We start from the raw sequence: 25,617 nt of genomic DNA, 5'->3' as shown, positions 1-25,617 counted from the left end.
ACGCAGCCGCCTCCTGGACCCGGATCGATTACTGATCGATTTCCGCGGTCCAGTCCCCCGACTTCCCGCCGTGCTTCTCCAGCACCCGCACATTGGTCATGACCATGCCCCGGTCGGCCGCCTTGCACATATCGTAAATGGTCAGCAGCCCCACCTGCACCGCCGTCAGCGCCTCCATCTCGACCCCGGTCTTGCCGACAGTTTCGACCTGCGCCCGGCAGTGCACACTATTATTAGCTGCATCGATCTCGAAATCGACCGCCACCCGCGTCAGCGCCAGCGGGTGACAGAGCGGCAGACACTAAGCTAAGAAATCTTCGTTCTCGTCCCACGAGTGGGACAAAAATGGGACAGGATTATTGCCCTGTCTCCGCCCAGTGTAAGGCTTCAAATAGCCGTTATCAAGTTCGCATAGAATTAAGTACTATTGCGACCGGCACAGCGCTAAGGCTGCTGTGATCCACGCACGTCGCCGCGATACCTCGGCTGCTGTAAGATGGGCGTTAAGGCAGGAATCCACTCTGCGGCAGGTGCCCTTGCCTCAGCAGAGTAAATGCAATTCTGCCCCCGATAGTCGGGTCGGTTTGCCCAGCGAATCTGACTGTCTGGGCTGCAACTTGAAGTAGGGTCGGAATAATAGTCCGGTGATCACTAACGCCAGACGCGAATGTATGCCTAACAAGCTCATCAAAGTAAGTAGAAGCGCCAGCTTCTTCGCCGCCAAGGAAAAACCGTATCAGCGTAGTGTCGACACATCGAGAGGTTGATGAACTTGTTTCCCTCGTTTCTGAACTGAACACTGCGCCAGTCAAATATGCTCCGTTAGTGTCGATGCCTCCAGCAATCAAACCGACACGGAGCTTAAGTGGCGTTACTGGATCAGGTATCACTTGCTGAAGAACAGAGCTGCCGGCAGCGAATACACAACCATGAACACGCGTGGCCATCTCATCGCCAACAACTGGCGCTCCCCCCTGCTGTACCCACTGCAACGCGAGACTAGAACCAATTACAGCGCCAAAACTGATAACGGCAAGATCGTCGCGTATAACAGTAATCTTCTCCGTTGTTTCCGATTCCACTTTTCCAGCGCACGTCGTTCTCCCATCAGCAACAAGTAATATAGTGTCTGATGTAGCTATAGCGATGCCGATAGTCATCTTGCGCTCCCCAGAATGGATTGCGAAATATTAACACTGTGCGTCCGGAGCAACCTCAAGGTTTTTATGTAAGCGGTTCTTAATCGGCTTTCTGAGGCTGTGGCGCAGTGTGTTTACTGGACTGTATAGTGCAACTCTTCAAACCCGGCACTACGTAAGCGGACCTGATCGCCAGATGCGAACTGGACGCCTTCGAGATAGCCGATCTCAACCTTCTTACCGGGTGCAACTTGAAATGATTTTTCCTTTACAGCTTCGGTTGTCGGGTTACGGGTTGCCATCAAGACGGACAGTTGCATGGCCGATGTGTTCGTGAACATCGCGACGAGGCCGCGACCAACGGCAGAACGGCGCATCTCGATTCGGACTGGTACAGGGGGCAGACGGGCCTTTTCCTGATCGAGCGCCGCCTGTACGGACTCTGCCCTCGATTTCTCCGCTGCTAGCGCCTGCTCTTTGCTTTCCACTTCGGATGAAAGCTGGGCTGACTTCGTTGCTTGAGTCTGGGCGTCGGAACGTGCGGCGTTCAGGTCTGACTTGAGTTCGGCAGCGCGCGCTACTTCCTTGGCAAGCTCCAACTGCAAGCCGGCGACGGTTGCCTTCTGGGTTTCGATGTCGCGGGTAGCTTGGTAGTAGAGCGCGCCCAGCGCCACGGACGTGACGGTAAGAGCGGCCACGGCGACCTTCAAAGCAATTGGCGAAGTGCGTTGCTGAGGCTGGATTACAGACGCTTGTAAACTCATGGCTTCCTTCTGGGGCAGTAGGGTCGAAGTGGCGAAAGCAGGAATCAGTCAGTGTAGCGGTTGACACAGTAAGTGTCCAATAAGCAATACAACAGACGACATGAGGTGGCCTGTCGTTTCAGACGACAAGACAAAAAATAAAAAAAATTTCCGGGGATGTGCCTGTAGCGGCAGGAGTCGGGCAGCTCGGAAAAGTATCTGAGGTCGGAAGTGTGGCTTAACGCGGTCGGGGCGTGGTTATATTCGCGCTGGCGCTGGGAAAAATATCGTTCGGCGCGCTTCGCGGCGCTAGCGAGGGGTGAGCCACGACCGGGGCGGGATCGTGGCTTATAGGCTTCTCAGGCGGCTTGAGCGGCCTTATCGGTGCAATAGCGCTTGATGGTCGATTCTGACAACTCGAAGTGCTTAGCGGTGGCGCTGATCGACGCCTTGTTCTTTTCTTTCCATTCCTTCACGGCTGCTGCATCTCCTTTCGCAGGACGGCCCAGCGATTCCTTACCCTTGTGCGTCTTTCCGGTAGCGGCCAGCGTTGCCTTTGCCAGTTCGCGGCCCGATGCCGTACGCTCGTTGATACGCTGGCGCTCCATGTCTGCGACCTGAGCCAGCACGGCAACGATCAATTCTCCTACGCCGGGTGCAATCTGGCCCAGCCCGCGAACCTCTACAGTCACCTTCTTAGCCAGCAGGGCGCGGATGGTGGTCTGTACGTCGATGGCATCGCGGCCCAGACGGTCTACAGCGTACACATGGATAGTGTCACCTTCCCGCACGTAGTCCAGCATGGCAGCGAAGCCCGGACGGTTGGCAGCAGGGACAGCGCCCGATACACCTTCATCCGAGAACTCGCGGTCGAACTGGCGACCGTTCGACAGTGCAGCGCGCTGCGCGTCAATCGACTGGCTGTTGCTGCTGACACGGTAGTAAGCGATCTGGGTCATGTTAGTGTCTTTGCGGGTCAGAAGTTAGTTGCGCAATTATGACCTAGTTCATAAGTCGTGAATAGTATCTTTTGAGCTAAGCAGCTCGGCTGTTTTAATGGTGGGTCAGAAGGTACAAGATTCGAGCCAGTCATTTGCTCGGCTAAAAATGAATTTGCGGGACCGTGTACAATAAGATTTTGCTAACCTGCTATTTCTTCACTATGTCAGCTGCTCCCAAAGCAAGTCTCGACCCTGCTGAGTTCTACATCAATGCCCCATTGTACGAAGTGGTAACGGTCGCAGAAGACGATAGCGTAGCGGCCCATGCCCTCATCTATTATCAAGGCCCGTTAGACACCTTCTGTCCAGAATGCGGAACGCATAGTATTTTCCATCGGTGGCTTCAGAACGTGCCCAATCTCATTACTGCATGGATGAACGACAGACGCCCAGATGTGGTGTTGCACTGCTCCCGAAATGCTTCACATCAACTTTCATTTCTATTAAAGGTCGACAAGGAAAAACGTACCATCCAGAAGATCGGACAGTATCCATCGCTTGCCGCCCTGAATATGTATGACGTTAGGAAGTATTCGGAAGTGCTTGAAAAGGCAGTTTTTAAGGAGCTGACCAAGGCAATCGGTCTTGCTGCCCACGGCGTCGGCGTTGGATCGTTTGTATATCTACGGCGTATCTTCGAGAGCTTGGTGGAGGAAGCGCATCAAGCGGCCACGAATGATGCGGGCTGGGACGAGGGCGAGTATCAAAAAGGAAGAATGGGTGAGAAGATCCTCCTGCTGCGCGGACATCTGCCTGAGTTCCTTGTTGAAAATCGAGCGATCTACGGCATTCTCAGTAAGGGTGTACACGAACTTTCCGAAGACGAATGCCTTAAAGCGTTCCCGGCCGTGAAGGTAGGGATCGAAATCATTCTTGATGCGCAAATCGAGGAAGCTGCCCGTCGGAAGAAACTGGAAGCGGCCACAAAGTCGATCCAAGCGCTTGCCGCTAACAATCGCTAGTTCTCAGAAGTAGTCACGATTCTGCGCGTCCGCTTCCTCGCCCTTGGCAGCGGTAATCCCAGCTTCATACTTAGCACGGTTCGCGTTGGCGATCTGCTCGGAGGTAAAGCCTTCACACTCCGGGTTCGGGGGCGGGTTGACCGTGATACTGTAGCCGCTGCTCGGAGCGTGAACGGGTAATGGAGGCCGTGAGCGGCAAGATCGGCCTACTACGTAGTCGGCTAACGTCACTTCGTCGTCAACATAACGCTGCGCTGAATAATGTAACCATTATAAAAGTTGCATACATTTACATCTGACGTTGTTACTTTGCAGGCCAAAGATGCCGGTTAACAGAAAACTCTATACATCACACATCACGTACGATGCTTCACCTCACTACCCTTGTCCGCGTTGCGGTGGTGGGCACTACCGGCTTGTTAAAGATTCGCTGAAAGCACAACGTACAGCGGATGTAAGAGCAGTAGAGGACGAAGAATGGTTTGATGCAGAGCACGATGAGACCCGTTTTGTTGCAATACTGGAATGCGACAACGCGAGATGTAAAGAAGCAGCCGTGGTAGCGGGCAAGGGGTGGGTAGAGGAGTGGCACGATGAGTACGAACGTCATTACACCAGCATTTTCTTGCCCTACTACATTCTCCCTTCGCCACGCATGATTTCCATTCCTACGAAATGTCCCCGCGAAGTAATTACAGAGCTGGATCATGCGTTCGTAGCATCATGGCATGACTTCGCGGCGGCAGGTAACCACATTCGATCTGCTACGGAACGAGTGCTGGACTCCCTGAAGGTTCCTAAGCAAATCCTTAACGTGAAAAGAAAACGTGTACCGATCCTACTGCACAATCGGATTCAGAAACTGGAGAAGACCCATCCAGAGGTACACGACTACCTCATGGCAATAAAATGGCTCGGAAATGCTGCAAGCCATTCCAGTGCGCTAACTCGTGATGACGTATTCGACGCACTGGATATCTTTGAGACCGTGCTTGACAAAGTGTACTCCACACATACAGCCAAGATCAGACGATTGGTGAATGCGGTTATAGCCAACCGTGGCCCAGCTAGGTAGTTATCTATACAGCAATCATCGGTATAGGAGGGGGCGCAGATTCTGTACTACATGGCTACGCCATACCCGGTACTGGAAGGGGCACCCGTAGGGTGTAGAGGGGGAAGTAGTCGTGTATAGGTGTATTTCGCATGGAATGCGGCAGAGGAGGTAGTGTACAGAATGCAGCAGTTACCGGGTTACTGATACGTGCTTCCAATACTTTCCCAATCAACTACCGCCTCGCTACCGCACGCTCTACCTGTACAACTCCTCTGTACAATCAAGGCCTAACGGCTCATCCTTACAGGATTGCTTGGCTATACGCTGGCCTCGCTTCGCACGGCCTTTATAGGTGGCGTTAAATCCCTTGGCAGTTCATGCCTGCTGACCTGTACAACTCAGAGGTACACGAGCCTCGCTTACGCACGGCTCTTTATTAGGTGGCGTTTAATCCAGATCCGACCAGTCGACCTCGCTCGGCGCGTACCAATGCGCCTGCGCCACCTTAAAGGCCGTGCGTTCGATTATCCGAAGGCACATAGCGATCCGTTGAGAGTGACGCAAGGACAGACCCTTGTCTTCTTGGATGGCCTCGGCTGTGATCTGATCCAAACCTTGAAGCAACGAGACCATCATCGTCTTCGACAGCGGCCTCGTGTTCCCGCCTGAATCCTTGACCGCCCCAGTAACGATGTCATCGAACATCGGGAGCCCTGCAAGTGCCTCACGTGGGAATATGAAATGCTTGAGGTACGGTTTCAGTCTGTTCAGGGCTACCTTCTTCGGTGCGCCTCGGGCCTTCTTTGCTACAGACTCAGTGGCCTTGACGGCGATTGCTTGTTCGGTATTTGCGCCGCTGCTGCAACGTGGTTGGGTGATTCCTCGCCTGTCGCTATTCGTGGCGATGTAGTTCTCATGCAGGAGATGGAGATTGTCTAGCCATCCGTGGATTTCACGTGCTCGTGCTTGACGTTCCCACTCGGCTTGTCGCGTTGCTGGACGCGTTTTCTTCGTTCGTGGTTTGATCGGGGCTGCTTCGCCCGGACTGGCTGCCGACTTGGTAATGCCGGGAGTAGGTGGCTCGGTCAGCGTGATCGCCGTTGGAGGGCGGTACGCCGCGTACTGCGGGGCTTCGTAGAAGTTGTACGGTAGGAATGGCGGGTATTTACCGGCTCGGGGGAGGCAGGCTGTATTGATCATAAATGTCCTTTCGGTCAAGGCCGCGAACGGCGTCGGTTGTCTTGTGCATGGCAAGCTTCCTAACAGTGAAAAAAAACGAACCGTCCTATGCCGGAAGCGGGTCGCAGGTTGTACGAGGAGTGCAGCAGTTCAGGCTGTACTAGCTCGGGGCACGGATTTTCGCACAGCAAAACGGCTTCGTCAAAAATATGTTGACAAGATGTTTTATGTGTGGATCAAAAGGCTAAACGTCCGTTTAGCTTTTTGAGGGCCGAACATGAGCTATCTTGCCGTTACATATAAAAGTGGGTAAATACGATGGCGACGAGTGCAGACTCATGTACTTCTGCTTAGCTAGTGTGAAGTTTTCTATCGTGTGTATAGAAGCTAGCTGTTGACGAGCTACGGCGCACTCAACCGCCGTAGGGCATATCTCTCGCATCTCAGCAAGGCTACAGACGCTGCAAACCGGTTCCGTGGCTTCAGCCAGCAAGAAGACCGGTCTGTAACGTCCTGCGGCGGCTGCACTATCCGAGTTTCTGTGCCATAACCTCTGCTCTCGGGTGGTAGTACCTCTTCAGCATCTGTATTGTTTGGTGGCCTGTAACAGCTGCTAGTTCGATCACGTTGGGTAGCTTCTCGGATAAGCGGCTCGTGGCCGTATGCCGCAGATCGTGGAATCGTAGATCGGTGATCCCGGCTCGGTGACATGCGGCCACAAAGCAGTTGTGCATGGTCATGTGGGAGATCGGGAAGACAGGCCCGACTGTTCCGCAGTTCGGTAGCCCTTCCAGTATCGCTACAGCCTTCTTAGAGAGCGGAACGGTTCGCGCTGTGCCGTTCTTCGTAAGGGGAAGGAATGCCGTCTGTGCAGCACGGTTAATGTTCTCCCATCGCAATGACAGTAGCTCGCCACGTCGCATTGCGGACTCCAGCGCCAGCATTACCAGCGGGACCATCCAAGGACTTCTGCGGCGAACAGGTTTGAGTTCATCGAGCAGCCGTGCCTCTTCCTGTGTAGTCAGGAGTCTTGTTCGTCCCGGTGGCGTTGGAGGTTTGCGGACGAGAGCGCAGGGGTTCGCTATTGGGAGGCTCCATTCCTTCCGAGCGTGGCTAATGATGCCCGAGAGGATGCTTAACTCTCGAATGATCGTTCCTGCACCGACTGTCTTCAGCCGATCATCCCGATATCCAGCGATCACTGCTGGGGTCAGGTTCGTCATGCTGTAGCTCGCGATCTTCTGGCGCATCATGAACTGGATGCCTTCGGCTTCGCGCTGAGCGCCTCGTTTCGAGGGCGTCACCTCGTGCATGTATCGCTTTAGTACATCCGCAAGCAGAATGTCCTTTGCGGACTGGGTGCTTTGATACGAACCTTGATCCATTGCGGACTCAATGCTTCGTGCCCATGCCTGTGCTTCGGTCTTGGTCTTGAAGGAAGCTACCTCGTCCGGGTAGCCCTTGCGTCGTACACGAGCTTGCCATGTACCTGAACGTTGCCTGATTGATGCCATACGCCTTCCTGTGGGACGAGCGTGGGACAAGAACCAGTTTTCTTCGCTTACAGCAGCTAATACCGGATGAGATGGCTGGACGGCTGACTCAGGCTGTCATCGGAACAGCAGGGGCGATTCCTCAAGCAGATCAGTCACTTATCAATCTCGGCCGTCCAATCCCCCGACTTCCCACCATGCTTCTCCAGCACCCGCACATTGGTCATCACCATCCCCCGATCCGCCGCCTTGCACATATCGTAAATGGTCAGCAGCCCCACCTGCACCGCCGTCAGCGCCTCCATCTCGACCCCGGTCTTGCCGACAGTTTCGACCTGGGCCCGGCAGTGGACACTATGATTGGCAGCGTCGACCTCGAAATCCACCGTCACCCGCGTGATGGGCAGCGGATGGCACAGCGGCACCAGGTCGCTGGTGCGCTTCGCGCCCATGATGGCGGCGATGCGGGCGATGCCCAGCACATCCCCCTTCTTGGCCGAGCCGGAACGGATCAGCTCGAGCGTCTCCGGCTTCATGCGGATCGTGCCGGCGGCGACGGCGATGCGGTGGGTTTCCTGCTTGGCGCCGACATCGACCATGTGGGCCTGGCCGGCGGCGTCGAAGTGGGTCAGCGGCGAATCCTGAATACTCATGTCGTCTTAAAAGAAGGTTAAGCGGTGCGTAGCCCGACGGTGACAAGGCCGCGGAAGCGGGTATCATAGCATCGTGAAACCGAACCCGAATCCAGCGATGTTGCAGCTTTCACTACCGGGACGCCGCCGCCCGCGCTGGCGCTCCCTGCTCACGGCCGCCTGCCTCGGCGCTTCCGCCACCCTCGCGCTGGCGGCGCCGACCACGCCCGTCCTGCGCACGCCCGACGCCAGCCTGCCCACGCTCGGCGATGCCGCGCGCGTCGACCTGTCTCCCGTCATCGAGCGCAAGCTCGGCGAGGAGATCATGAACGATATCCGGCGCGACCGCGACTACCTCGACGACGATGCCATCCTCGAGTACCTGAACAACTTCGGCGAGAACCTGGTTTCCTTCGCGCCCGGCGCGCGCGGCGAGACGAATGCCGATTTCTTCTTCTTCGCCGTGCGCGATCCGATGATCAACGCGTTCGCGCTGCCGGGCGGCTTCATCGGCGTGCACTCGCAGCTGCTGATCGCGGCGCAGAACGAGTCCGAGCTGGCCTCGGTGCTGTCGCACGAGATCGGCCACGTGCAGCAACGCCACATCGCGCGCATGCTGGGGCAGCAGAAGCAGGATGCGCTGCTGCCGCTGGCGGCGCTGATCCTGGCGGCGCTGGTCGGCAAGGCCGGCGGCGGCGCCGATGCGGCGATGGGCGTGGTGATGGGCGGGCAGGGCCTGGCCATCCAGCGCCAGCTGAATTTCAGCCGCGATGCCGAGCGTGAGGCCGACCGTGTCGGCTTCCAGACCATGCGCGCGGCCGGCTACGACACCTCCGGCATGGTGTCCTTCTTCAAGCGCCTGCAGGGAACCACCCGTCTTTACGGCGAAGCGCCGGCCTGGCTGTCCAGCCACCCGCTGACGGGCGAGCGTATCGCCGACATCCAGAACCGGATCCGCGAAGCGCCCAAGCCCGGCCGCATCCGGCCGGACGCGATCGACTTCCACCTGGTGCGCGCGCGCGCCCGCGTGCTGCAGGACGAAAGCGCGAAGGGCCGCGAGGATACCAAGGCGGCCTTCGAGAGCCAGCTGAAGCAGGACAACACCCAGCAGCAGACCGCCGCCATGTACGGACTCTCCTTCCTCGCCCTCCGTCAGGGAGACTTGAAGACGGCGCAGGGCTGGCTCGACAAGGCGAAGGGATCGATGAAGCCGCGGCCCGGCGTGCTGTCGGCCGAGCGCAGCGGCCCGGACGGCGCGGCCATGTTCGCCAGCCTCGGCGTCGAGATCAAGCTGGCACCCGGCCAGCCGCCGGAAGTGCAGGCGCAGGCGGTGCAGGAAGCCGAACAGGCACACCAGAAATTCCCGCTGTCGCGCATGCTGGCGCGCCAGTACGCCGATGCGATGATCGCGTCCGGCAAGCTCGAGCAGGCGGCGTCCTTCCTGCGCGACCAGGTCCAGCAATACCGCGAAGAGCCCAAGCTCTACGACCAGCTGGCCAAGACCTATGCGGCCCAGGGCAAGATCGCGCTGCAGCATATGGCGCTGGCCGAATCCTATGTCCTGAGCGGCGCGGTGCCGGCCGCGGTCGACCAGCTGAACATGGCGCGCAAGGCCCAGGACGTGTCTTTCTACGACCAAGCCGTGATCGACGCCCGCGAGCGCGAGCTGCAGCAGCGCCAGCGCGACGAGAAGCAGGACAAGAAGGACAAGGACAAATGGGCGGCCGGCCCCGATGGCGGACCGAAGCTCAAAATTGAAACCAGCAGCGAGACCGTGCCCGCATCGGGATTCGGAACGGGCCCGGCATTCGGGCCGGGTTCCGCGGCCGGCCCCGGAAGAGGGACGGCGGGCGGTGCGCCTTTCGGCCGTGATCCCGGCCGGCTCACCGATCCCTTGCCCTTGCGTAGTCAGTAAATATTATTGTTGGGCCGTCAGCAGGTCCGGCCTCTGCACGAAGCCGAAGCGCCGTGGCGCTTCATCCGGCGCCAGGCGTTCCACCTCGATCTCCCGGCCTTGCCAGCGCAGGGCCAGCCGGCCCGGGCCGCCCTCCAGCCACGCCAGCAATCCTTCATCCACGGCCGGCTTGCCGTCCAGTTCCATCGCCTGCAGCAGCTGGGCCACGTCGCGGTCGTCGAGCTGGGCCAGACATTCTCCGGCGCGGATCAGCATACTGCCGTCTTCCGGCATGAATAGCTGTTCGGGTGCCGGCATCGGCTGGCCGGTGTGCAGGACGAAGCCGTGGGCCGGGTCGGTGCGGGCGATGAAGGGCGTGGTGTCGAGGTTCACGTAGACCCGTTGCGGACCGTTCTGGAAATACCAGCAGCCGCGCTCGTCGTGCAGGTAGTTGCGGTTGATGAAGCCGACCAGGGCGGCGTTGCTCAGCCTGTCGCCGGGCGCGCCGGCGCGTTGGGCGGCCTCGTCGCGCATGCGCCAGGTGCCGCGCGCGTCGAGTGCCAGCCAGCCATAGCAGTGCGGCACGTTCGGCCACTTGGCCATTGCCTGTTTTACGATGTCGTCCATGTGTCCAAGCTTGGCATAGTTGGGCGGCCGCCGGCGCGCGCATGTTCGCCTTGACGGCGCTGTCCGCCCGCCTGGTCGAAGAAGTGCAGGATGCGGCGCGGCAGCCAGTCGATGTGTCCGGGAAAGGGGCCGACCGGAAAGCCGACGTGGCCGCCGGTGGCCGGATATTCCAGCGTGACCGATGGCGCGGCCGTCTCCGGCAGGTGCCGGCCCGGTAAAAAGGGATCGTTGCGCGCGTTCAGCACCAGGGTCGGCACGGTGATGTCGTGCAGCACGTGCCTGGCGCTGGCGCGGTGCCAGTAGTCATCGGTGTCGCGGTAGCCGTGCAGCGGCGCGGTGACGACGTTGTCGAAGCTGTACAGGTCCTTCGAGGCGAGCAGGGCGGCGCGGTCGAACAGGCCGGGAAAGCGCTCCAGCTTGGCCAGGGCCTTGGGCTTGAGCGTGTCCAGGAACATGCGCGTGTACAGGCGGTTGAAGCCTTTCGAGAGCGCCGCCCCGCCGGCCGCCAGGTCGAGCGGCGCGGAGACGCTCACGGCGGCGTCGACGATCTCGGCACCATGCTGCTGCTCGCCCAGCCAGCGCAGCAGGGCGTTGCCGCCCAGCGAGACGCCGGCCACGTAGAACGGGCTTGATGCGCGCGGACGCAGGCGGCGAATGATCCAGTCCAGCTCCTCGGCGTCGCCCGAGTGATAAAAGCGCGGCGCCAGGTTGGCTTTGCCCGAGCAGCCGCGGAAATGCGGGATCGCGCCATGCCAGCCGCGCGCCGCAAGCGCCGCCATCAGGCCGCGCGCGTAATGGCTGTCCGACGAACCTTCCAGACCGTGGAACAGCATCACGAACGGCATGCCGGGCTGGCCGTCGACGAAATCGACGTCGATGAAATCCTGGCCGCAGGGCGTGTCCCAGCGCTCACGCCGGAAGGCGACGTCCGGCTTTGTGATGGCGACGGCCGGGTAGATCGTCTGCAAGTGGCCGCCGGGCAGCCAGAGCGGCGCGCGATAGTCCGGCATGCCTGCGAACAGGCCGCTGCACTCGGCGCAGTAGTGGCTCACGGCCCGGCTGGCGCTACGAAATTAATGGTGCGACAGCGTGGTGCCGGGCGCCAGCTGGTACTGGGTGCCGCAGTACGGGCACTTGGCATGGCCGTGGTGATCGAAATCCAGGAAGACGCGCGGGTGGGACGACCACAGCGGCATCGCCGGATTCGGGCAGTAGGCCGGCAGGTCCTTGGCTTCCAGTTCCACCACAGGAATGGTCTTCTCGTTCATGTTTGACTCTCCGTCATTGGGAATTATTCGAAACTGCGATTTTAACGGATTCACACTGATTGCCGGAATGGTCCGGTAGAATAGTGGTCGATTATTGTCGAGTAGACGTTTTCCTGTTCCATGTCCGACCGTTCCCCATCCGCCGTGCCCTTGGTTTCCATGCAGCTGCACCCGGACATGCCGGTCGATCCGCAAGCCGATGCGCGCGGCTGGCGCGAAGGTTTCCAGACCGGTTTCCCAACCCTGTTCGGTATCGGCGCCTGGGGCATGGTGGTCGGGGTCGCGATGGTCAAGAGCGGCCTCACGGTGGGCCAGGCCAGCGGTATGACCCTGATCGCGTTCGCCGGTTCCGCCCAGCTGGCGTCGCTGCCCCTGATCGCCGCCGGCGCCCCGGTCTGGGTGATCTTCCTGACCGCGCTGGTCGTCAACCTGCGCTTCGTGATCTTTTCCGCCCTGCTGGGTCCGCATTTCTCGCGCCTGCCGCTATGGCAGCGCTTCTACCTCGGCTACATCTCCGGCGACGTCTCGATCGCCCTGTTCCTGCAGCGTTATCCGACGCCGGCGCCCGAACCCGGCAAGCTGGCCTTCCTGAAGGGCTTGATGTATCCGAACTGGATCGCCTGGCAGGTCGGGTCGCTGATCGGCATCTTCCTCGGCAGCGCCGTGCCGGCCGAATGGCAGCTCGGCTTTGCCGGCTCGCTCGCCATCCTGTGCATCACGGTACCCCTGATCATCAACAGCGCGGCCCTGTGCGGCGTGCTGGTGGCCGGTGTGACGGCGCTGCTGGCGCACGGACTGCCCTATAAACTGGGCCTGCTGGCGGCGGTGCTGGCCGGCATGCTCACCGCGATGGCCTACGAGGAAATCATCGAAAAACGCAATCGAAGGGGCAGAATCGGCCATGGCTGACTGGGAAATCTGGGTCGTGATCCTGGTGCTGGGCGTGGCCACGGCCTGCACGCGCAGCACGTTCTGGCTGATCGGCCACCGGGTGACGATCCCGCCGCGGGTCCAGGAAATGCTGCGCTATGCTCCGGCCTGCGCGCTGGCCGCGATCGTCTTTCCCGACATGGTGCTCGGGCCGCAGGGCGAGCTGCAGGTGACGCTGGCGAATCCGAGGCTGCTGGCCGGCCTGGCTGCGCTCGGGTTTTACCTGTGGCGGCGCGCGATGCTGCAAACCATCGTATTCGGCATGCTGGTGCTGACACTGTTGCGTGTGTTTCATGTTTTCGGCAACATCGGCTAAGGTAAAATAACGTTTTTTCCACTATTTCCACTCCGGATACACGCTCACATGGCTGTCCTCAATTTCACCCGCTTGCAAGACCTGATCGACCAGGGCGCGCTGAAAGGCAAGCGCGTCTTCATCCGCGCCGACCTGAACGTCCCCCAGGACGATGCCGGCAACATTACCGAAGACACCCGCGTGCGCGCCTCGGTACCCGCGATCCGCGCCGCCCTGCAGGCGGGCGCGGCCGTGATGGCGACTTCCCACCTGGGCCGTCCGACCGAGGGCGAATTCAAGCCGGAAGACAGCCTGGCGCCGGTCGCCAAGCGCCTGTCCGAGCTGCTGGGCATGCCGGTCGAGCTGAAGCAAAACTGGGTAAACAGCGGGGTCGACGGCGTGGACGTTGCGCCGGGCCAGGTCGTGTTGCTGGAAAACTGCCGCGTCAACAAGGGCGAAAAGAAAAACGATGACGAACTGGCCCGCAAGATGGCCAAGCTGTGCGACGTCTACGTGAACGACGCCTTCGGCACCGCGCACCGCGCCGAAGCGACCACCCACGGCATCGCGAAATTCGCGCCCGTGGTCGCCGCCGGTCCGCTGCTGGCCGCCGAACTCGACGCACTGGGTAAAGCCCTGCACGCGCCGCAGCGTCCGCTGCTGGCCATCGTCGCCGGCTCGAAGGTGTCGAGCAAGCTGACCATCCTGCAGAGCCTGGCCGACAAGGTCGACAACCTGATCGTCGGCGGCGGCATCGCCAACACCTTCATGAAGGCGGTCGGCCTGAACGTCGGCAAATCGCTGATGGAAGCCGACCTGGTGGGCGAAGCGAAGACCATCATCGACAAGATGTCCGCGCGCGGCGCGACCGTGCCGATTCCGGTGGACGTGGTGTGCGCCAAGGAGTTCTCGCCGACCGCCGCCGCCACCGTCAAGGATGTGAAAGACGTGGCGGACGATGACATGATCCTGGACATCGGTCCGAAGACCGCGGCCCAGCTTGCGGACCAGATCGCCAAGGCCGGCACCATCGTCTGGAACGGCCCGGTCGGCGTGTTCGAGTTCGACCAGTTCGCCGAAGGCACGAAGACCCTGGCCACCGCCATCGCGCAGTCGAAGGGCTTCTCGATCGCCGGCGGCGGCGACACCCTGGCTGCCATTGCAAAATACAATATTGCCGACCAGATCGGCTATATCTCGACCGGCGGCGGCGCCTTCCTCGAGTTCCTCGAAGGTAAGACGCTGCCGGCGGTTGAGATCCTGCTGCAACGCAGCGCCCAGTAGAAGCCGAGTGAGACCCTAGCGCAGCCGAGCTTGCGCTTTTCCTTGAAGGATAACCATGTACCGTGGCACCAAGATCGTAGCAACCATCGGCCCTGCATCGACCGATTTCGACATTCTCGTCAAGATGATTCGCGCCGGCGTCGACGTCGTGCGCCTGAATTTCTCGCATGGTCGGGCGCAGGACCACATCGATCGCGCTGCCCTGGTACGCCGCGCGGCCGCCGAGTGCGGCCGCGAAGTGGCGATCATGGCCGACATGCAGGGTCCGAAGATCCGCGTCGGTAAATTCGAGCAAGGCAAGATCTTCCTGAACAACGGCGACGCCTTCATCCTGGATGCCAAGTGGGGCGAGAACGGCGAGCTGGGCAACCAGGAACGCGTCGGCCTCGACTACAAGGCGCTGCCGCGCGACGTCAAGCCGGGCGACAAGCTGCTGCTGAACGACGGCCTGATCGTGCTGGTCGTCGACAAGGTCGTCGGCAGCGAGATCTACACCACCACCAGGGTCGGCGGCGAACTGTCGAACAACAAGGGCATCAACCGCCAGGGCGGCGGCCTGACCGCGCCGGCCCTGACCTCGAAGGACATGGAAGACATCAAGACCGCGATGAGCTTCCAGGCCGACTACCTGGCGATTTCCTTCCCGAAGAGCGCCACCGACATGGAAATGGCACGCCAGCTGGCCAACATCGCCGGCGAGCCCTTCGGCCACAAGCCGATGATGATCGCGAAGATCGAACGTGCCGAAGCGATTCCGGTGCTGCAGGAAATCCTGGATGCCTCCGACGGCATCATGGTCGCCCGCGGCGACCTGGCCGTCGAAGTCGGCAACGCGGCGGTGCCGGCGCTGCAGAAGCGCATGATCCGCATGGCGAGGGAGTCCAACAAGCTGGCGATCACCGCGACCCAGATGATGGAGTCGATGATCGTCAACGCCGTCCCGACCCGCGCCGAAGTGTCGGACGTGGCCAACGCCGTGCTGGACGGCACCGACGCCGTGATGACCTCGGCCGAGACCGCATCGGGCAAGTACCCGGTCGAGACCGTCGAGATGATGTCGGCGATCTGCGTCGAAGCCGAGCAGTCCGAATATAACAAGCTGGAAGCCGACTTCCTGAACGTGCAGTTCACCCGCATCGACCAGTCGATCGCCTACGGCACCCTGTTCACCGCCCACCACCTGCGCGTGAAGGCGATCGTGGCGCTGACCGAATCCGGCTCGACCGCGCTGTGGATGTCGCGCCATTCGATCGACACCCCGATCTTCGCGCTGACCCCGTCGCAGACGACCGAGCGCAAGGCTTCGCTGTACCGCAACGTGCGCGCCTTCCACCTGCTGCAGGAAGGCGGCAGCCACGCCGTGCTGCGCAAGGCTGAGGAACTCCTCATGCGCGAAGGCGTCGTACGCAAGGGCGACCTGATCGTTGTGACCTGGGGCTCGCCGATGGGACAGGCCGGCGGCACCAATGCGCTCAAGATCGTGCGCGTGGGCGATGCGGAAAATTTTTTGAAGGAAACCTCGTAAATAAGCCCGTCGTCCCCGCGGAGACGACGGTGACGGGCGAGGTTCCAACCACAGTTTTTTTATTGTTTGGAGCATAACCATGGCACTCGTATCAATGCGTCAACTGCTGGACCACGCCGCCGAACACGGCTATGGCCTGCCGGCGTTTAACGTCAATAACCTGGAACAAGTCCAGGCCATCATGGCCGCGGCCGATGCCACCAACAGCCCGGTGATCATGCAGGCATCGGCCGGCGCCCGCAAATATGCCGGCGAAGCCTTCCTGCGCCACCTGATCGATGCCGCGGTCGAAGCCTATCCGCACATCCCGGTCGTGATGCACCAGGACCACGGCCAGTCGCCGGCGGTCTGCATGGCCGCGATCCGTTCGGGCTTCACCTCGGTCATGATGGACGGTTCGCTGGAGGCCGACGGCAAATCGGTCGCTTCGTACGAATACAACGTCGACGTGTCGAAGGAAGTCGTGAAATTCGCGCACTCGATCGGCGTCACCGTGGAAGCCGAACTGGGCGTGCTCGGTTCGCTGGAAACCATGAAGGGCGACAAGGAAGACGGCCACGGCGCGGACGGCACCATGACCCGCGAACAGCTGCTGACCGACGTGGCCCAGGCCGCCGACTTCGTCGCCCGCACCCAGTGCGATGCGCTGGCGATCGCGATCGGCACCTCGCACGGCGCCTACAAGTTCACCCGCAAGCCGACCGGCGACATCCTGGCCATCGACCGCATCAAGGAAATCCACGCGCGCATTCCGAACACCCACCTGGTGATGCACGGTTCGTCCTCGGTGCCGCAGGACCTGCTGGCGATCATCCGCGAATTCGGCGGCGACATGAAGGAAACCTATGGCGTGCCGGTCGAAGAGATCCAGGAAGGCATCAAGCACGGTGTCCGCAAGGTCAACATCGACACCGACATCCGCCTGGCGATGACGGCCGCGATCCGCAAGTACCTGTTCGAGAACCCATCGAAGTTCGACCCGCGCGACTACCTGAAGCCGGCCCGCGAAGCCGCCACCCAGATCTGCAAGGCCCGCTACATCTCCTTCGGCTGCGAAGGCATGGCTTCGAAGATCAAGCCGATTCCGCTGGACAAGATGGCGGAGCGCTACAAGGCTGGCGAACTGGCGCAGATCGTCCAGTAAGTAATAGCCGTCGTCCCCGCGCAGGCGGGGACCCAAGTTCGAGGCATACTGGCCAAACTTAGGTTCCCGCCTTCGCGGGAACGACGGGGTGAATGCCGCGCTAATGCGGCAGCGCGTCAAAAATGACGTAAAATATCGCACTCCTCACCGGCGGACCCCCGCCGGTTTCGCTTTATCAAGATATCCCCTCTATGAAAAGCCTCTACCAATCCACTATTTCCTCCCTGCCACTGCTCGGCCGCGGCAAGGTCCGCGACAACTATGCCGTCGGCGACGACAAGATCCTGATCGTCACCACCGACCGCCTGTCCGCCTTCGACGTCGTCATGAACGAGCCGATCCCCGGCAAGGGCATGGTGCTGAACCAGATGAGCGACTTCTGGTTCGAGAAACTCGGCCACATCGTGCCGAACCACCTGACCGGCGTGGCGCCGGAATCCGTGGTGGCGCCTGAAGAAGTGGATCAGGTCAAGGGGCGTGCCGTGGTCGCCAAGCGCCTGAAGCCGATCCTGGTCGAGGCCGTGGTGCGCGGCTACATCATCGGTTCCGGCTGGAAGGATTACCAGGCCACCGGCGCGATCTGCGGCATCCACCTGCCGGCCGGCCTGCGCCAGGCCGACAAGCTGCCCGAGCCGCTGTTCACCCCGGCCGCCAAGGCCGACCTGGGCGAGCACGACGAAAACATCAGCTATGAAGAGATGGAGCAGCGCATCGGCATCGAACTGGCCGAGAAGATCCGCGACGTCAGCATCAAGCTGTACAGCGCCGCCGCGGAATACGCGGCCACGCGCGGCATCATCATCGCCGATACCAAGTTCGAATTCGGCCTCGACGACAAGGGCGTGCTGCACCTGATGGACGAAGTCCTGACCGCCGATTCCTCGCGTTTCTGGCCGGCGGATTCCTACGCACCGGACATGTCGCCGCCGTCCTTCGACAAGCAGTTCGTGCGCGACTACCTGGAAACGCTGAAGGACTGGAACAAGACCCCGCCGGCGCCGCCGCTCCCGCAAGACGTCGTCGACAAGACCCAGGCCAAGTACTTCGAGGCCATCGAACGCCTGACCGGCGAAAAGCTGAAGGTCTGAGATGGCGGACCAGAACAAACCTGTCGTCGGCATCATCATGGGTTCCAGTTCGGACTGGGACGTGATGCAGCACGCGGTCGCCATCCTCGAGCAGTTCGGCGTCCCGCATGAAGCGCAAGTGATCTCGGCCCACCGCATGCCGGACGAGATGTTCGCCTATGCGACCAGCGCCCGTGCGCGCGGCCTGCGCGCCATCATCGCCGGCGCCGGCGGCGCCGCCCACCTGCCGGGCATGGTGGCCGCCAAGACCATCGTGCCGGTGCTGGGCGTGCCGGTGCCGTCGCGCTACCTGCGCGGCGAGGATTCGCTGCTGTCGATCGTGCAGATGCCGAAGGGCGTGCCGGTGTCGACCTTCGCCATCGGCGAGGCCGGCGCCGCCAACGCGGCCCTGACGGCGGTGGCGATGCTGGCCGCGCTAGATGATGCGCTGGCCGCGCAGCTGGAAGACTTCCGCGCGAAACAGACCGAGGCCGCGAAGGCCATGACCCTGCCGCCTCAGTGATAAGTGATGAGTGATGAGTGATCAGCAACCGAAACCCCTGCTGCCCGCCGCCGACCCGTCCACCTGGCTGGGCGTGATGGGCGGCGGCCAGCTCGGCCGCATGTTCGCCCAGGCCGCGCAGGCGATGGGCTACAAGGTCGCCGTGCTCGAACCGTCGAAGGAATGTCCGGCCGGGCAGGTTGCCGAGCACCTGGTCGAGGCCGGGTACACGGACGTCGCTGGCCTCGATGCGCTGGCAGCCCGGTGCGCAGCGGTCACCACCGAGTTCGAGAACGTCCCGGCCGACAGCCTGTCGAGGCTGGCGCAAACAGTGTTCGTCGCCCCGGACGCGCACGGCGTGTCGGTGGCCCAGGACCGCATCGCCGAGAAATCCTTTTTCGTCGCCTGCGCCGCCAAGTCCGGCGTGATGCCGGCGCCGCACAAGGTCATCGCGACACTCCAGGACGTCGAGGCGATCTCCGACGAGCTGCTGCCCGGGATCCTGAAGACCGTGCGCATGGGCTACGACGGCAAGGGCCAGGTGCGCGTGCGCACCCGCGCGGACGTGCGCGCGGCGTGGGAATCCATGGGGCAGGTGAGCTGCCTGCTGGAGAAGATGCTGCCGCTGGCCTACGAAGTGTCGGTGCTGACCGCGCGCGGCGCGGACGGCGCCTCGGTGGTCTATCCGATCGCCGAGAACGTGCACCGCGACGGCATCCTGTTCACGACCACGGTGCCGGGCCCGAACGTCTCGGCCGAGTGCGCCTCGACGGCGCAGGATGCGGCGCGCGCCATCGTCGCCGAACTCGCTTATGTCGGCGTGCTGTGCATCGAATTCTTCGTGCTGACGGACGGTTCGCTGGTCGTCAACGAAATGGCGCCGCGTCCGCACAACAGCGGCCACTACACCATCGACGCCTGCGTCACCAGCCAGTTCGCGCAGCAGGTGAGGGCGATGGCGCGCCTGCCGCTGGGCGATTGCCGCCAGCATTCGCCGGCGGTGATGCTGAATATCCTGGGCGATGTCTGGTTCGACGGTGACAGCGACAAGCTGCGTGAACCGGCCTGGGACCGGGTCCTGGCGCTGCCGGGCGCGAACCTGCACCTGTACGGCAAGAACGACCCGCGCCGCGGCCGCAAGATGGGCCACCTGACCTTCGTCGCGCCGACGCTCCATGAAGCGCAGCGCCAGTTCGAGGCCGCCTGCGCGATCCTGGGAATTCAGCTGTGACCCGCAGCGTGACCCAGCAGCAAGCAATGGAAGCCGGCCAGGCCGACATCGACGCCGCCGCGCGCGCGCTCGAAGCCGGCAGCCTGGTCGCCTTTCCCACCGAAACCGTGTACGGCCTGGGTGCCGACGCCGAGAATCCGGCAGCCGTCGCCGCCATCTATGCCGCCAAGGGCCGCCCGCAGGACCACCCGGTGATCGTCCACGTGGCGCCCGGCGCCGCACTGGATTACTGGTGCGCCGAGATTCCGTCGGAGGCCCGGCAGCTGGCCGACGCCTTCTGGCCCGGCCCGCTGACCATGATCCTGAAGCGCGCCCCGAACATCCCCGACGCCGTCTCCGGCGGCCAGGACACGGTCGGCATCCGCTGCCCCTCGCACCCGGTCGCGATCCGCCTGCTGCAGGCATTCAAGGGCGGCAGGGGAGGCGTGGCGGCGCCCTCGGCCAACAAGTTCGGCCACGTCAGCCCGACCACGGCCCAGCATGTACGGGATGAATTCGGGGCCGATCCGCGCATCGCCGCGGTGCTGGACGGCGGCCAGAGCGAGGTCGGGATCGAATCGACCATCGTCGACCTGTCGCGCCTTGCCACCCATGGCCCGGTACTGCTGCGCCCTGGCCATATCTCGGCAGAAAGCATCGCCGCCGTGATCGACCGGATGCCGGTCCGTCCGGACGCCCTCGGGGCAGACCCCTCGGCTCCGCGCGCTTCCGGCACCCTCGAATCGCACTACGCACCGCATACGCCGGTCGCGATGCAGGACACGGCCACCCTGGCCGCGACCCTGGAGCGCCTGCACGGAGCCGGTCGCAAGGTTGCGCTGATCCATTACTCGGCGCTGCCGCCCGTGCACGCCGAGGTCGCCCTGCCGCCGACGCCGGAAGGGTTTGCGCACGCGCTGTACGCGGCCTTGCGCACGATGGACGGCGCCGGCGCCGACCTGATCTTGGTCGAGGCGCCGCCGCAGGATGGCGCCTGGCTGGGCGTCAACGACCGCCTGCGCCGGGCTGCGCATGGGTCCACCGGCATCGTGCACGGACTGATAAACAACACTACCGACCTCTGATACAAACCAGGGCTTCTCAAAAACGCATGCAGAGTGCATGCTTTCGGGAAACTGAACTATCGTCGTCCCCGCCTGTGTGGGGACGACGTTTTTTTATGCCTCGAAATTGGCACTTTGTCCCGTTTGTCATCATGAAATCCTTGCGTCCGCTCCATACCCCGGGCCTGAGCCTCGGCCTGGGCCTCCTGCTTGCCGCCTGCAGCGGCGGCACCACGACCGGTGGCACCCCGGTCGGCGTCACCAATCCCGCTCCCTTGCCCGGCCTCGCCCGCGGCAGCCTGGTCGGCCAGGCCGCATCCGTCGCCGTGAATGTCGGCGGCAACAGCCTGGCCACCTTGTCGCCGTCCGTGCTGGCCGGCTTCCTGGAATCGGCCCAGACCGGTACGCTGGCGGTGGCCGGCCAGCCGCAGTGTTCGGTCTCGGTTTACCGCGTGCACTACAACACCATCGGCGGCGCCGGCGAAACGACCGATGCCAGCGCAGCCATCTTCGTGCCTTCCGGCAGCGGCAACTCGTGCAGCAGCTCGCGCCCGGTGCTGCTGTACGCCCATGGCACCTCGCTGCAGAAGTCGTATGACATGGCCGACATCGCCAACAACACGGAAGCCCGCCTGGCCGCCGCCGTGTTCGCGGCCCAGGGCTTCATCGTGGTCGCCCCCAATTACGCCGGCTACGGCGGCTCCTCGCTCGGCTATCACCCCTACCTCGACCGCATCCAGGAAGCGGCCGACATGATCGATGGCCTGCGCGCGGCGCGCAGCAGCTTCGACGCCATCGGCGTGCGCGATTCCGGCAAGCTGATGGTCACCGGCTATTCCCAGGGCGGCTATGTGGCGCTGGCGACCCAGCGCGCGATGCAGGAGCTGGGCAACGCCGAGTTCACGCTCACCGCCGCGGCCGGCATGTCGGGTCCGTATGCGATCGCCCGCTTCGGCGACGACCTGTTCGGCGGCGCGCCGCGCGACGGCGCGACCGTCATCGTGCCGACCATCATCAACGCGGCCCAGCACGCCAGCGCGGCGATCTACCGCACCCCCGCCGACGTGTACGAGGCGCAGTACGCCACCACCATCGTCGACCTGGTGCCGGGCACCCTCGGCAGCAGCGAGCTGGTCAGCCAGGGCAAGCTGCCGGAGAGCAGCTTGTTCGCGGCCGATTCCATGCCGCAGGCGCCGGGCCATACCCAGTACTTCGGCGCCAACAACCTGATCCGCAGCGACTACCGTGCCGGCTACCTGGCGGACATGGCGCTTCACCCCTGCGACCAGAGCGCCACCGCGCCGCTCAACTGCGCGCCTCAACACAATCTGCGTAAATGGCTGGTGCGCAACGACTTGCGCAGCTACCTGCCGGCCGCGCCGACCCTGTTGTGCGGCGGTCACGATGACCCGACCGTGCCGTACTTCAATACCACGGCGACGGCCGCGTATTTCCGTGCGCGCGGCGCGGCGATCACCGAGCTCGATATCGACGACAAGCCCAGCCTGAACGACCCCTTCCGCAGTGCGAAAGCAGGGTTCGTGACGGCCCGGACTCTCCTGCGCGCGGCGAACGGCGACGGCGCCGTCGCGTCCAGCTACCACGCCGGCCTCGTGGCGCCTTTCTGCATGGCCGCGACACGCGATTATTTCCAGTCGGTACTGGCTCGCTAGGTCATCGTTCCCGCCACTTTTTACATAGGACAAGCTCGGCAGCGTTGCTATAATCGCCAGCGCCGCCGGGCTTCATTCGTACCGTGTTGCAAATATTGTTGCAGGGCATGGTACGAAAGGCTTTTCCGCTATACAAGCACGTTGAACACTGGCATATTAGTTGTGATACGAATAGCACGGGCGTTCGTTTCAAAGCAAAAGAAAACCTCATCTAGGAGACACAATGCGTAAGACCTCTTTCGCGCTCGCGCTGCTGACCGCAGCTGTCCTGACCGCCTGCGGTGGCAATGGCCCACGCGGCGGCGACCAGACGCCCAAGACCAAATTCAGTAGCCAGATCACCTTCGGCGACAGCCTCTCCGACGTCGGCACCTATGCCGTCGGCGGCGTTGCAGCCCTCGGTGGCGGCCAGTACACCATCAACGGCAACAACACCTCGATCGCTCCTGAGCTGACCGGCAAGAACTACACCACGCTGATGGCCGCCCAGCTCGGTCTGCCTGCGCCATGCGCGGCCCAGACCGGCCTGCAGGGCACCGCATCCGCCGGCTTCTCGGTGCCGGTGACCGATCATCCGGAATGCTTCAACTACGCCCAGGGCGGCGCCCGCGTGACCAATCCGATCGGTCCGGGCAACAAGGCGCTCGACAAGCCGGGCGCGATCTCGTTGGGCCAGATGACCGTGCCGGTCGTGACCCAGATCGTCAACCACCTGAAGAAGGTCAACGGCAAGTTCAAGGGCGACGAGCTGGTCATCGTGATGTCAGGCGGCAACGACGTGCTGGAGCAGTTGGGCGAACTGTCGGCCGCCGCCACCGCGGCCGGCGGCCAGGCCCTGGCGCAGAGCCTGGTGACCCAGCTGGCTCCGGGCACCACCAACCCGCAGACCGGCGTGGCCGCGATCGGCGCCGCGATCCAGGCTGAAGCCGCCAAGCCGACGGCCACGCCGCAGACCATCATCGCCGCCGCGATCGGCGCCGCCGCCCAGAACGGCAATACCGCCGCCGTCGCCAACGCCGCCACCATCGGCGCCACCGCCGGTGCCGCAGCGACCGCCGCCGGGACCGCCTACTCGACCGCCCACGGTCCGGACCTGGTCAAGGCCATGGCCACCGCCGGCGCCGAACTGGGCGCCCTGGTCAAGACCCAGCTGGTCGCCAACGGCGCGAACTACGTGGTCGTGAACAACCTGCCGGACGTGTCGATCTCGCCGTCGGCCAAGGCGCAATCGGCCGATACCCAGAAGCTGATCCAAGCCATGGTCGCCACCTTCAACGACCAGCTGAAAACCGCCGTTGCCGGCGAGTCGAAGGTGCTGTACGTCGACCTGGCCGCCATCAGCCGCGACCAGGCGACCAATCCGGCGCCCTACGGCCTGACCAACACCACGACCCCGGCCTGCGACCTGAGCCCCGCCAAGAATCCGCTGGGTTCTTCGCTGGTGTGCAACAAGAACAACCTGATCGCCGGCGACGTCAGCCACTACATGTTTGCCGACTCCGTGCACCCGACCCCGTTCGAGTACTCGCTGATCGCGCGCTACATGCTGGAGCAGATGGCAGTCAAAGGCTGGCTGTAATTTTCACGAATAAGAATCAGGAGAAAACATGAAAGTACGTATCAATGTCGTGAAGATGCTGGTCGCCGCAGGCACCCTGGCCGTCGCGACTGGCGCCGCGGCGCAGTCGCAGGGCCAGTTCACCGTGTCGGTCGGCGCCAACCAGCTGAAGCCGAAGGTCGAGAGCGGCCCGATCTCGGCGCCGGCACTGCCGAACTCGCTGGGCGACGTCAGCAAGGACACCCAGCCGGTGGCCGTCATCACCTACGGCCTGACCGACAACATCTCGGTCGAGACCGCGGTCGGCACCCCGTACAAGCACAAGCTGTATGGCGCCGGCGCCATCACCGGTACCGGCCAGCTCGGCACCGTCGAAGCCCTGCCGGCGATCGCGCTGCTGCAGTACCGCTTCTTCGACCCGAGCTCGCGCATCCGTCCCTACGTCGGCCTGGGCCTGGCCTACGCCATGTTCCAGAAGGAGACCGGTTCGTTCGGCATGACCGCGCTGACCAACCCGGGCGGCGGCACCGCGACCACCTTCAGCATCGACAACAAGTGGACCTATGCCGGCCAGCTCGGTCTGCAGTACAACGTCAACGAGAAGTGGTTCGCCAACGCGTCCTACATCAAGACCCGTCTGCGCACCGACTTGCACTTCTCGACCGGCCAGCATCAGCACGTGAAGCTGGATCCGGACTCGTTCATCCTGTCGGTCGGCTACAAGTTCTGAGCTGATTTTCAGGCATGAAAAAACCCCGCCTCGGCGGGGTTTTTTTACGTCGCGGCGTTACGCGATCAGAACGCCGCGATGCCGGTCTGCGCGCGGCCCAGGATCAGGGCGTGGATGTCGTGCGTGCCTTCGTAGGTATTCACCACCTCGAGATTCACCATGTGGCGGATGATCCCGAACTCGTCCGAAATACCGTTACCGCCCAGCATGTCGCGCGCGACCCGGGCGATGTCCAGCGACTTGCCGCAGGAATTGCGCTTCATGATCGAGGTGATCTCGACCGCCGCGGTCCCCTCGTCCTTCATGCGGCCCAGGCGCAGGCAGCCCTGCAGGCCCAGCGTGATCTCGGTCTGCATGTCGGCCAGCTTCTTCTGCACCAGCTGGTTCGCGGCCAGGGGTTTGCCGAACTGCTTGCGGTCCAGCACGTACTGGCGCGCGGTGTGCCAGCAGTCTTCCGCCGCGCCCAGCGCACCCCAGGCGATGCCGTAGCGCGCCGAGTTCAGGCAGGTGAACGGACCCTTCAGGCCGCGCACCTCCGGGAAGGCGTTTTCTTCGGGGCAGAACACCTCGTCCATGACAATTTCGCCGGTGACGGAGGCGCGCAGGCCGAACTTGCCGTGGATGGCGGGGCTTGAGAGGC

General features: G+C 62.6%; 25 protein-coding genes and 1 pseudogene. 15 read left to right on the top strand and 11 right to left on the bottom strand.

Translation table 11 applies throughout. The features are described from left to right. Positions 1 to 28: 28 nt before the first annotated feature. The 4 genes and pseudogenes from ACI48D_RS12970 to ACI48D_RS12955 form a co-directional block, all read right to left on the bottom strand. A pseudogene (locus ACI48D_RS12970) lies at positions 29 to 298 on the bottom strand (cyclic pyranopterin monophosphate synthase MoaC); the annotation flags it as partial. A 205-nt stretch (positions 299 to 503) separates the two neighbouring features. Beyond that, positions 504 to 1,160, bottom strand: coding sequence for a hypothetical protein (locus ACI48D_RS12965; protein ID WP_435571630.1), 657 nt, complete (start codon positions 1,158 to 1,160; stop codon positions 504 to 506). A gap of 113 nt (positions 1,161 to 1,273) precedes the next feature. Continuing rightward, the gene (locus ACI48D_RS12960; protein ID WP_435571629.1) at positions 1,274 to 1,903 is read right to left on the bottom strand and encodes a hypothetical protein; all 630 of its coding nucleotides are present in this window, start codon (positions 1,901 to 1,903) and stop codon (positions 1,274 to 1,276) included. A gap of 338 nt (positions 1,904 to 2,241) precedes the next feature. After that, positions 2,242 to 2,841, bottom strand: coding sequence for a recombinase family protein (locus ACI48D_RS12955; protein ID WP_435571628.1), 600 nt, complete (start codon positions 2,839 to 2,841; stop codon positions 2,242 to 2,244). A 164-nt stretch (positions 2,842 to 3,005) separates the two neighbouring features. On the opposite strand from ACI48D_RS12955, the gene ACI48D_RS12950 reads away from it, so the two are divergent. Both ACI48D_RS12950 and ACI48D_RS12945 read left to right on the top strand, forming a co-directional pair. After that, positions 3,006 to 3,845: a hypothetical protein gene (locus tag ACI48D_RS12950; RefSeq protein ID WP_435571627.1), complete on the top strand. Its 840-nt coding sequence runs from the start codon at positions 3,006 to 3,008 to the stop codon at positions 3,843 to 3,845. A 322-nt stretch (positions 3,846 to 4,167) separates the two neighbouring features. After that, positions 4,168 to 4,920 carry a DUF4145 domain-containing protein gene (locus ACI48D_RS12945; RefSeq protein ID WP_435571626.1) on the top strand — a complete coding sequence of 251 codons (753 nt, stop codon included), beginning with the start codon at positions 4,168 to 4,170 and terminating at the stop codon, positions 4,918 to 4,920. Between the two features lie 429 nt (positions 4,921 to 5,349). Here the strand turns inward: ACI48D_RS12945 and ACI48D_RS12940 are convergent, their stop codons facing one another. The 3 genes from ACI48D_RS12940 to moaC form a co-directional block, all read right to left on the bottom strand. Next, the gene (locus ACI48D_RS12940; RefSeq protein WP_435571625.1) at positions 5,350 to 6,102 is read right to left on the bottom strand and encodes a hypothetical protein; all 753 of its coding nucleotides are present in this window, start codon (positions 6,100 to 6,102) and stop codon (positions 5,350 to 5,352) included. A gap of 506 nt (positions 6,103 to 6,608) precedes the next feature. Further along, positions 6,609 to 7,595: an integrase gene (locus ACI48D_RS12935; RefSeq protein ID WP_435571624.1), complete on the bottom strand. Its 987-nt coding sequence runs from the start codon at positions 7,593 to 7,595 to the stop codon at positions 6,609 to 6,611. A 134-nt stretch (positions 7,596 to 7,729) separates the two neighbouring features. Beyond that, the gene (gene moaC, locus ACI48D_RS12930) at positions 7,730 to 8,227 is read right to left on the bottom strand and encodes a cyclic pyranopterin monophosphate synthase MoaC (RefSeq protein WP_435571623.1); all 498 of its coding nucleotides are present in this window, start codon (positions 8,225 to 8,227) and stop codon (positions 7,730 to 7,732) included. Between the two features lie 97 nt (positions 8,228 to 8,324). Here moaC and ACI48D_RS12925 point away from each other — a divergent pair, with 97 nt between their 5' ends. Next, positions 8,325 to 10,121 (top strand): M48 family metalloprotease, encoded by a 1,797-nt coding sequence (locus ACI48D_RS12925; protein ID WP_435571622.1) that lies wholly within the window; start codon positions 8,325 to 8,327, stop codon positions 10,119 to 10,121. Positions 10,122 to 10,124: 3 nt separating this feature from the next. Here the strand turns inward: ACI48D_RS12925 and ACI48D_RS12920 are convergent, their stop codons facing one another. From ACI48D_RS12920 to ACI48D_RS12910, 3 genes are all read right to left on the bottom strand, one after another. Next, positions 10,125 to 10,727, bottom strand: coding sequence for a DUF2946 family protein (locus ACI48D_RS12920; RefSeq protein WP_435571621.1), 603 nt, complete (start codon positions 10,725 to 10,727; stop codon positions 10,125 to 10,127). Next, a complete protein-coding gene (locus ACI48D_RS12915) occupies positions 10,712 to 11,737 on the bottom strand; it encodes a YheT family hydrolase (protein ID WP_435571820.1) in 1,026 nt (341 codons plus the stop codon). The genes ACI48D_RS12920 and ACI48D_RS12915 overlap by 16 nt, the downstream gene beginning before the upstream one ends. Before the next feature lie 63 nt (positions 11,738 to 11,800). After that, complete coding sequence (locus ACI48D_RS12910; RefSeq protein ID WP_435571620.1) at positions 11,801 to 11,995, bottom strand: zinc-finger domain-containing protein; 195 nt, start codon at positions 11,993 to 11,995, stop codon at positions 11,801 to 11,803. A gap of 159 nt (positions 11,996 to 12,154) precedes the next feature. Here ACI48D_RS12910 and ACI48D_RS12905 point away from each other — a divergent pair, with 159 nt between their 5' ends. The 12 genes from ACI48D_RS12905 to ACI48D_RS12850 all read left to right on the top strand — a co-directional run bounded on the left by ACI48D_RS12905 (position 12,155) and on the right by ACI48D_RS12850 (position 24,977). Then, positions 12,155 to 12,904: an AzlC family ABC transporter permease gene (locus tag ACI48D_RS12905; protein WP_435571819.1), complete on the top strand. Its 750-nt coding sequence runs from the start codon at positions 12,155 to 12,157 to the stop codon at positions 12,902 to 12,904. Continuing rightward, positions 12,897 to 13,241 (top strand): AzlD domain-containing protein, encoded by a 345-nt coding sequence (locus ACI48D_RS12900; protein ID WP_435571619.1) that lies wholly within the window; start codon positions 12,897 to 12,899, stop codon positions 13,239 to 13,241. The genes ACI48D_RS12905 and ACI48D_RS12900 overlap by 8 nt, the downstream gene beginning before the upstream one ends. Before the next feature lie 48 nt (positions 13,242 to 13,289). After that, on the top strand, positions 13,290 to 14,504 hold the full coding sequence (locus tag ACI48D_RS12895) for a phosphoglycerate kinase (protein WP_435571618.1): 1,215 nt from the start codon (positions 13,290 to 13,292) through the stop codon (positions 14,502 to 14,504). 55 nt (positions 14,505 to 14,559) lie between these two features. After that, positions 14,560 to 16,029: a pyruvate kinase gene (gene pyk / locus ACI48D_RS12890; RefSeq protein ID WP_435571617.1), complete on the top strand. Its 1,470-nt coding sequence runs from the start codon at positions 14,560 to 14,562 to the stop codon at positions 16,027 to 16,029. Between the two features lie 79 nt (positions 16,030 to 16,108). After that, on the top strand, positions 16,109 to 17,173 hold the full coding sequence (gene fba, locus ACI48D_RS12885) for a class II fructose-bisphosphate aldolase (protein WP_435571616.1): 1,065 nt from the start codon (positions 16,109 to 16,111) through the stop codon (positions 17,171 to 17,173). A 191-nt stretch (positions 17,174 to 17,364) separates the two neighbouring features. After that, the gene (locus ACI48D_RS12880; protein ID WP_435571615.1) at positions 17,365 to 18,261 is read left to right on the top strand and encodes a phosphoribosylaminoimidazolesuccinocarboxamide synthase; all 897 of its coding nucleotides are present in this window, start codon (positions 17,365 to 17,367) and stop codon (positions 18,259 to 18,261) included. 1 nt (position 18,262) lies between these two features. Continuing rightward, positions 18,263 to 18,763, top strand: coding sequence for a 5-(carboxyamino)imidazole ribonucleotide mutase (gene purE, locus ACI48D_RS12875; RefSeq protein WP_435571614.1), 501 nt, complete (start codon positions 18,263 to 18,265; stop codon positions 18,761 to 18,763). A 13-nt stretch (positions 18,764 to 18,776) separates the two neighbouring features. After that, on the top strand, positions 18,777 to 19,973 hold the full coding sequence (locus ACI48D_RS12870) for a 5-(carboxyamino)imidazole ribonucleotide synthase (protein WP_435571613.1): 1,197 nt from the start codon (positions 18,777 to 18,779) through the stop codon (positions 19,971 to 19,973). 26 nt (positions 19,974 to 19,999) lie between these two features. Then, on the top strand, positions 20,000 to 21,037 hold the full coding sequence (locus ACI48D_RS12865; protein ID WP_435571818.1) for an L-threonylcarbamoyladenylate synthase: 1,038 nt from the start codon (positions 20,000 to 20,002) through the stop codon (positions 21,035 to 21,037). A 131-nt stretch (positions 21,038 to 21,168) separates the two neighbouring features. After that, positions 21,169 to 22,689, top strand: coding sequence for an alpha/beta hydrolase family protein (locus ACI48D_RS12860; RefSeq protein ID WP_435571612.1), 1,521 nt, complete (start codon positions 21,169 to 21,171; stop codon positions 22,687 to 22,689). 223 nt (positions 22,690 to 22,912) lie between these two features. Next, complete coding sequence (locus ACI48D_RS12855; RefSeq protein WP_435571611.1) at positions 22,913 to 24,268, top strand: SGNH/GDSL hydrolase family protein; 1,356 nt, start codon at positions 22,913 to 22,915, stop codon at positions 24,266 to 24,268. Between the two features lie 28 nt (positions 24,269 to 24,296). Further along, positions 24,297 to 24,977, top strand: coding sequence for an OmpW/AlkL family protein (locus ACI48D_RS12850; RefSeq protein WP_435571610.1), 681 nt, complete (start codon positions 24,297 to 24,299; stop codon positions 24,975 to 24,977). Between the two features lie 65 nt (positions 24,978 to 25,042). Here the strand turns inward: ACI48D_RS12850 and ACI48D_RS12845 are convergent. Continuing rightward, positions 25,043 to 25,617 (bottom strand): acyl-CoA dehydrogenase family protein (locus ACI48D_RS12845; protein WP_435571609.1); only part of this gene is annotated, 575 nt, incomplete at its 5' end.

The sequence above is a fragment of the Massilia sp. LXY-6 genome (assembly GCF_051233485.1).
Lineage (GTDB): Bacteria > Pseudomonadota > Gammaproteobacteria > Burkholderiales > Burkholderiaceae_D > Telluria.
This window is presented reverse-complemented; position numbering and strand designations above follow the sequence as displayed.

What these genes read in the sequence shown, in the direction of transcription:
- ACI48D_RS12965 (WP_435571630.1), bottom strand. Translation starts at nt 1,160, where the DNA reads ATGACTATCGGCATCGCTATAGCTACATCAGACACTATATTACTTGTT.
- ACI48D_RS12960 (WP_435571629.1), bottom strand. Translation starts at nt 1,903, where the DNA reads ATGAGTTTACAAGCGTCTGTAATCCAGCCTCAGCAACGCACTTCGCCA.
- ACI48D_RS12955 (WP_435571628.1), bottom strand. Translation starts at nt 2,841, where the DNA reads ATGACCCAGATCGCTTACTACCGTGTCAGCAGCAACAGCCAGTCGATT.
- ACI48D_RS12945 (WP_435571626.1), top strand. Translation starts at nt 4,168, where the DNA reads ATGCCGGTTAACAGAAAACTCTATACATCACACATCACGTACGATGCT.
- ACI48D_RS12940 (WP_435571625.1), bottom strand. Translation starts at nt 6,102, where the DNA reads ATGATCAATACAGCCTGCCTCCCCCGAGCCGGTAAATACCCGCCATTC.
- ACI48D_RS12935 (WP_435571624.1), bottom strand. Translation starts at nt 7,595, where the DNA reads ATGGCATCAATCAGGCAACGTTCAGGTACATGGCAAGCTCGTGTACGA.
- moaC (WP_435571623.1), bottom strand. Translation starts at nt 8,227, where the DNA reads ATGAGTATTCAGGATTCGCCGCTGACCCACTTCGACGCCGCCGGCCAG.
- ACI48D_RS12925 (WP_435571622.1), top strand. Translation starts at nt 8,325, where the DNA reads ATGTTGCAGCTTTCACTACCGGGACGCCGCCGCCCGCGCTGGCGCTCC.
- ACI48D_RS12920 (WP_435571621.1), bottom strand. Translation starts at nt 10,727, where the DNA reads ATGGACGACATCGTAAAACAGGCAATGGCCAAGTGGCCGAACGTGCCG.
- ACI48D_RS12915 (WP_435571820.1), bottom strand. Translation starts at nt 11,737, where the DNA reads ATGCCGGACTATCGCGCGCCGCTCTGGCTGCCCGGCGGCCACTTGCAG.
- ACI48D_RS12910 (WP_435571620.1), bottom strand. Translation starts at nt 11,995, where the DNA reads ATGAACGAGAAGACCATTCCTGTGGTGGAACTGGAAGCCAAGGACCTG.
- ACI48D_RS12905 (WP_435571819.1), top strand. Translation starts at nt 12,155, where the DNA reads ATGCAGCTGCACCCGGACATGCCGGTCGATCCGCAAGCCGATGCGCGC.
- ACI48D_RS12900 (WP_435571619.1), top strand. Translation starts at nt 12,897, where the DNA reads ATGGCTGACTGGGAAATCTGGGTCGTGATCCTGGTGCTGGGCGTGGCC.
- ACI48D_RS12895 (WP_435571618.1), top strand. Translation starts at nt 13,290, where the DNA reads ATGGCTGTCCTCAATTTCACCCGCTTGCAAGACCTGATCGACCAGGGC.
- pyk (WP_435571617.1), top strand. Translation starts at nt 14,560, where the DNA reads ATGTACCGTGGCACCAAGATCGTAGCAACCATCGGCCCTGCATCGACC.
- fba (WP_435571616.1), top strand. Translation starts at nt 16,109, where the DNA reads ATGGCACTCGTATCAATGCGTCAACTGCTGGACCACGCCGCCGAACAC.
- ACI48D_RS12880 (WP_435571615.1), top strand. Translation starts at nt 17,365, where the DNA reads ATGAAAAGCCTCTACCAATCCACTATTTCCTCCCTGCCACTGCTCGGC.
- purE (WP_435571614.1), top strand. Translation starts at nt 18,263, where the DNA reads ATGGCGGACCAGAACAAACCTGTCGTCGGCATCATCATGGGTTCCAGT.
- ACI48D_RS12870 (WP_435571613.1), top strand. Translation starts at nt 18,777, where the DNA reads ATGAGTGATCAGCAACCGAAACCCCTGCTGCCCGCCGCCGACCCGTCC.
- ACI48D_RS12865 (WP_435571818.1), top strand. Translation starts at nt 20,000, where the DNA reads ATGGAAGCCGGCCAGGCCGACATCGACGCCGCCGCGCGCGCGCTCGAA.
- ACI48D_RS12860 (WP_435571612.1), top strand. Translation starts at nt 21,169, where the DNA reads ATGAAATCCTTGCGTCCGCTCCATACCCCGGGCCTGAGCCTCGGCCTG.
- ACI48D_RS12855 (WP_435571611.1), top strand. Translation starts at nt 22,913, where the DNA reads ATGCGTAAGACCTCTTTCGCGCTCGCGCTGCTGACCGCAGCTGTCCTG.
- ACI48D_RS12850 (WP_435571610.1), top strand. Translation starts at nt 24,297, where the DNA reads ATGAAAGTACGTATCAATGTCGTGAAGATGCTGGTCGCCGCAGGCACC.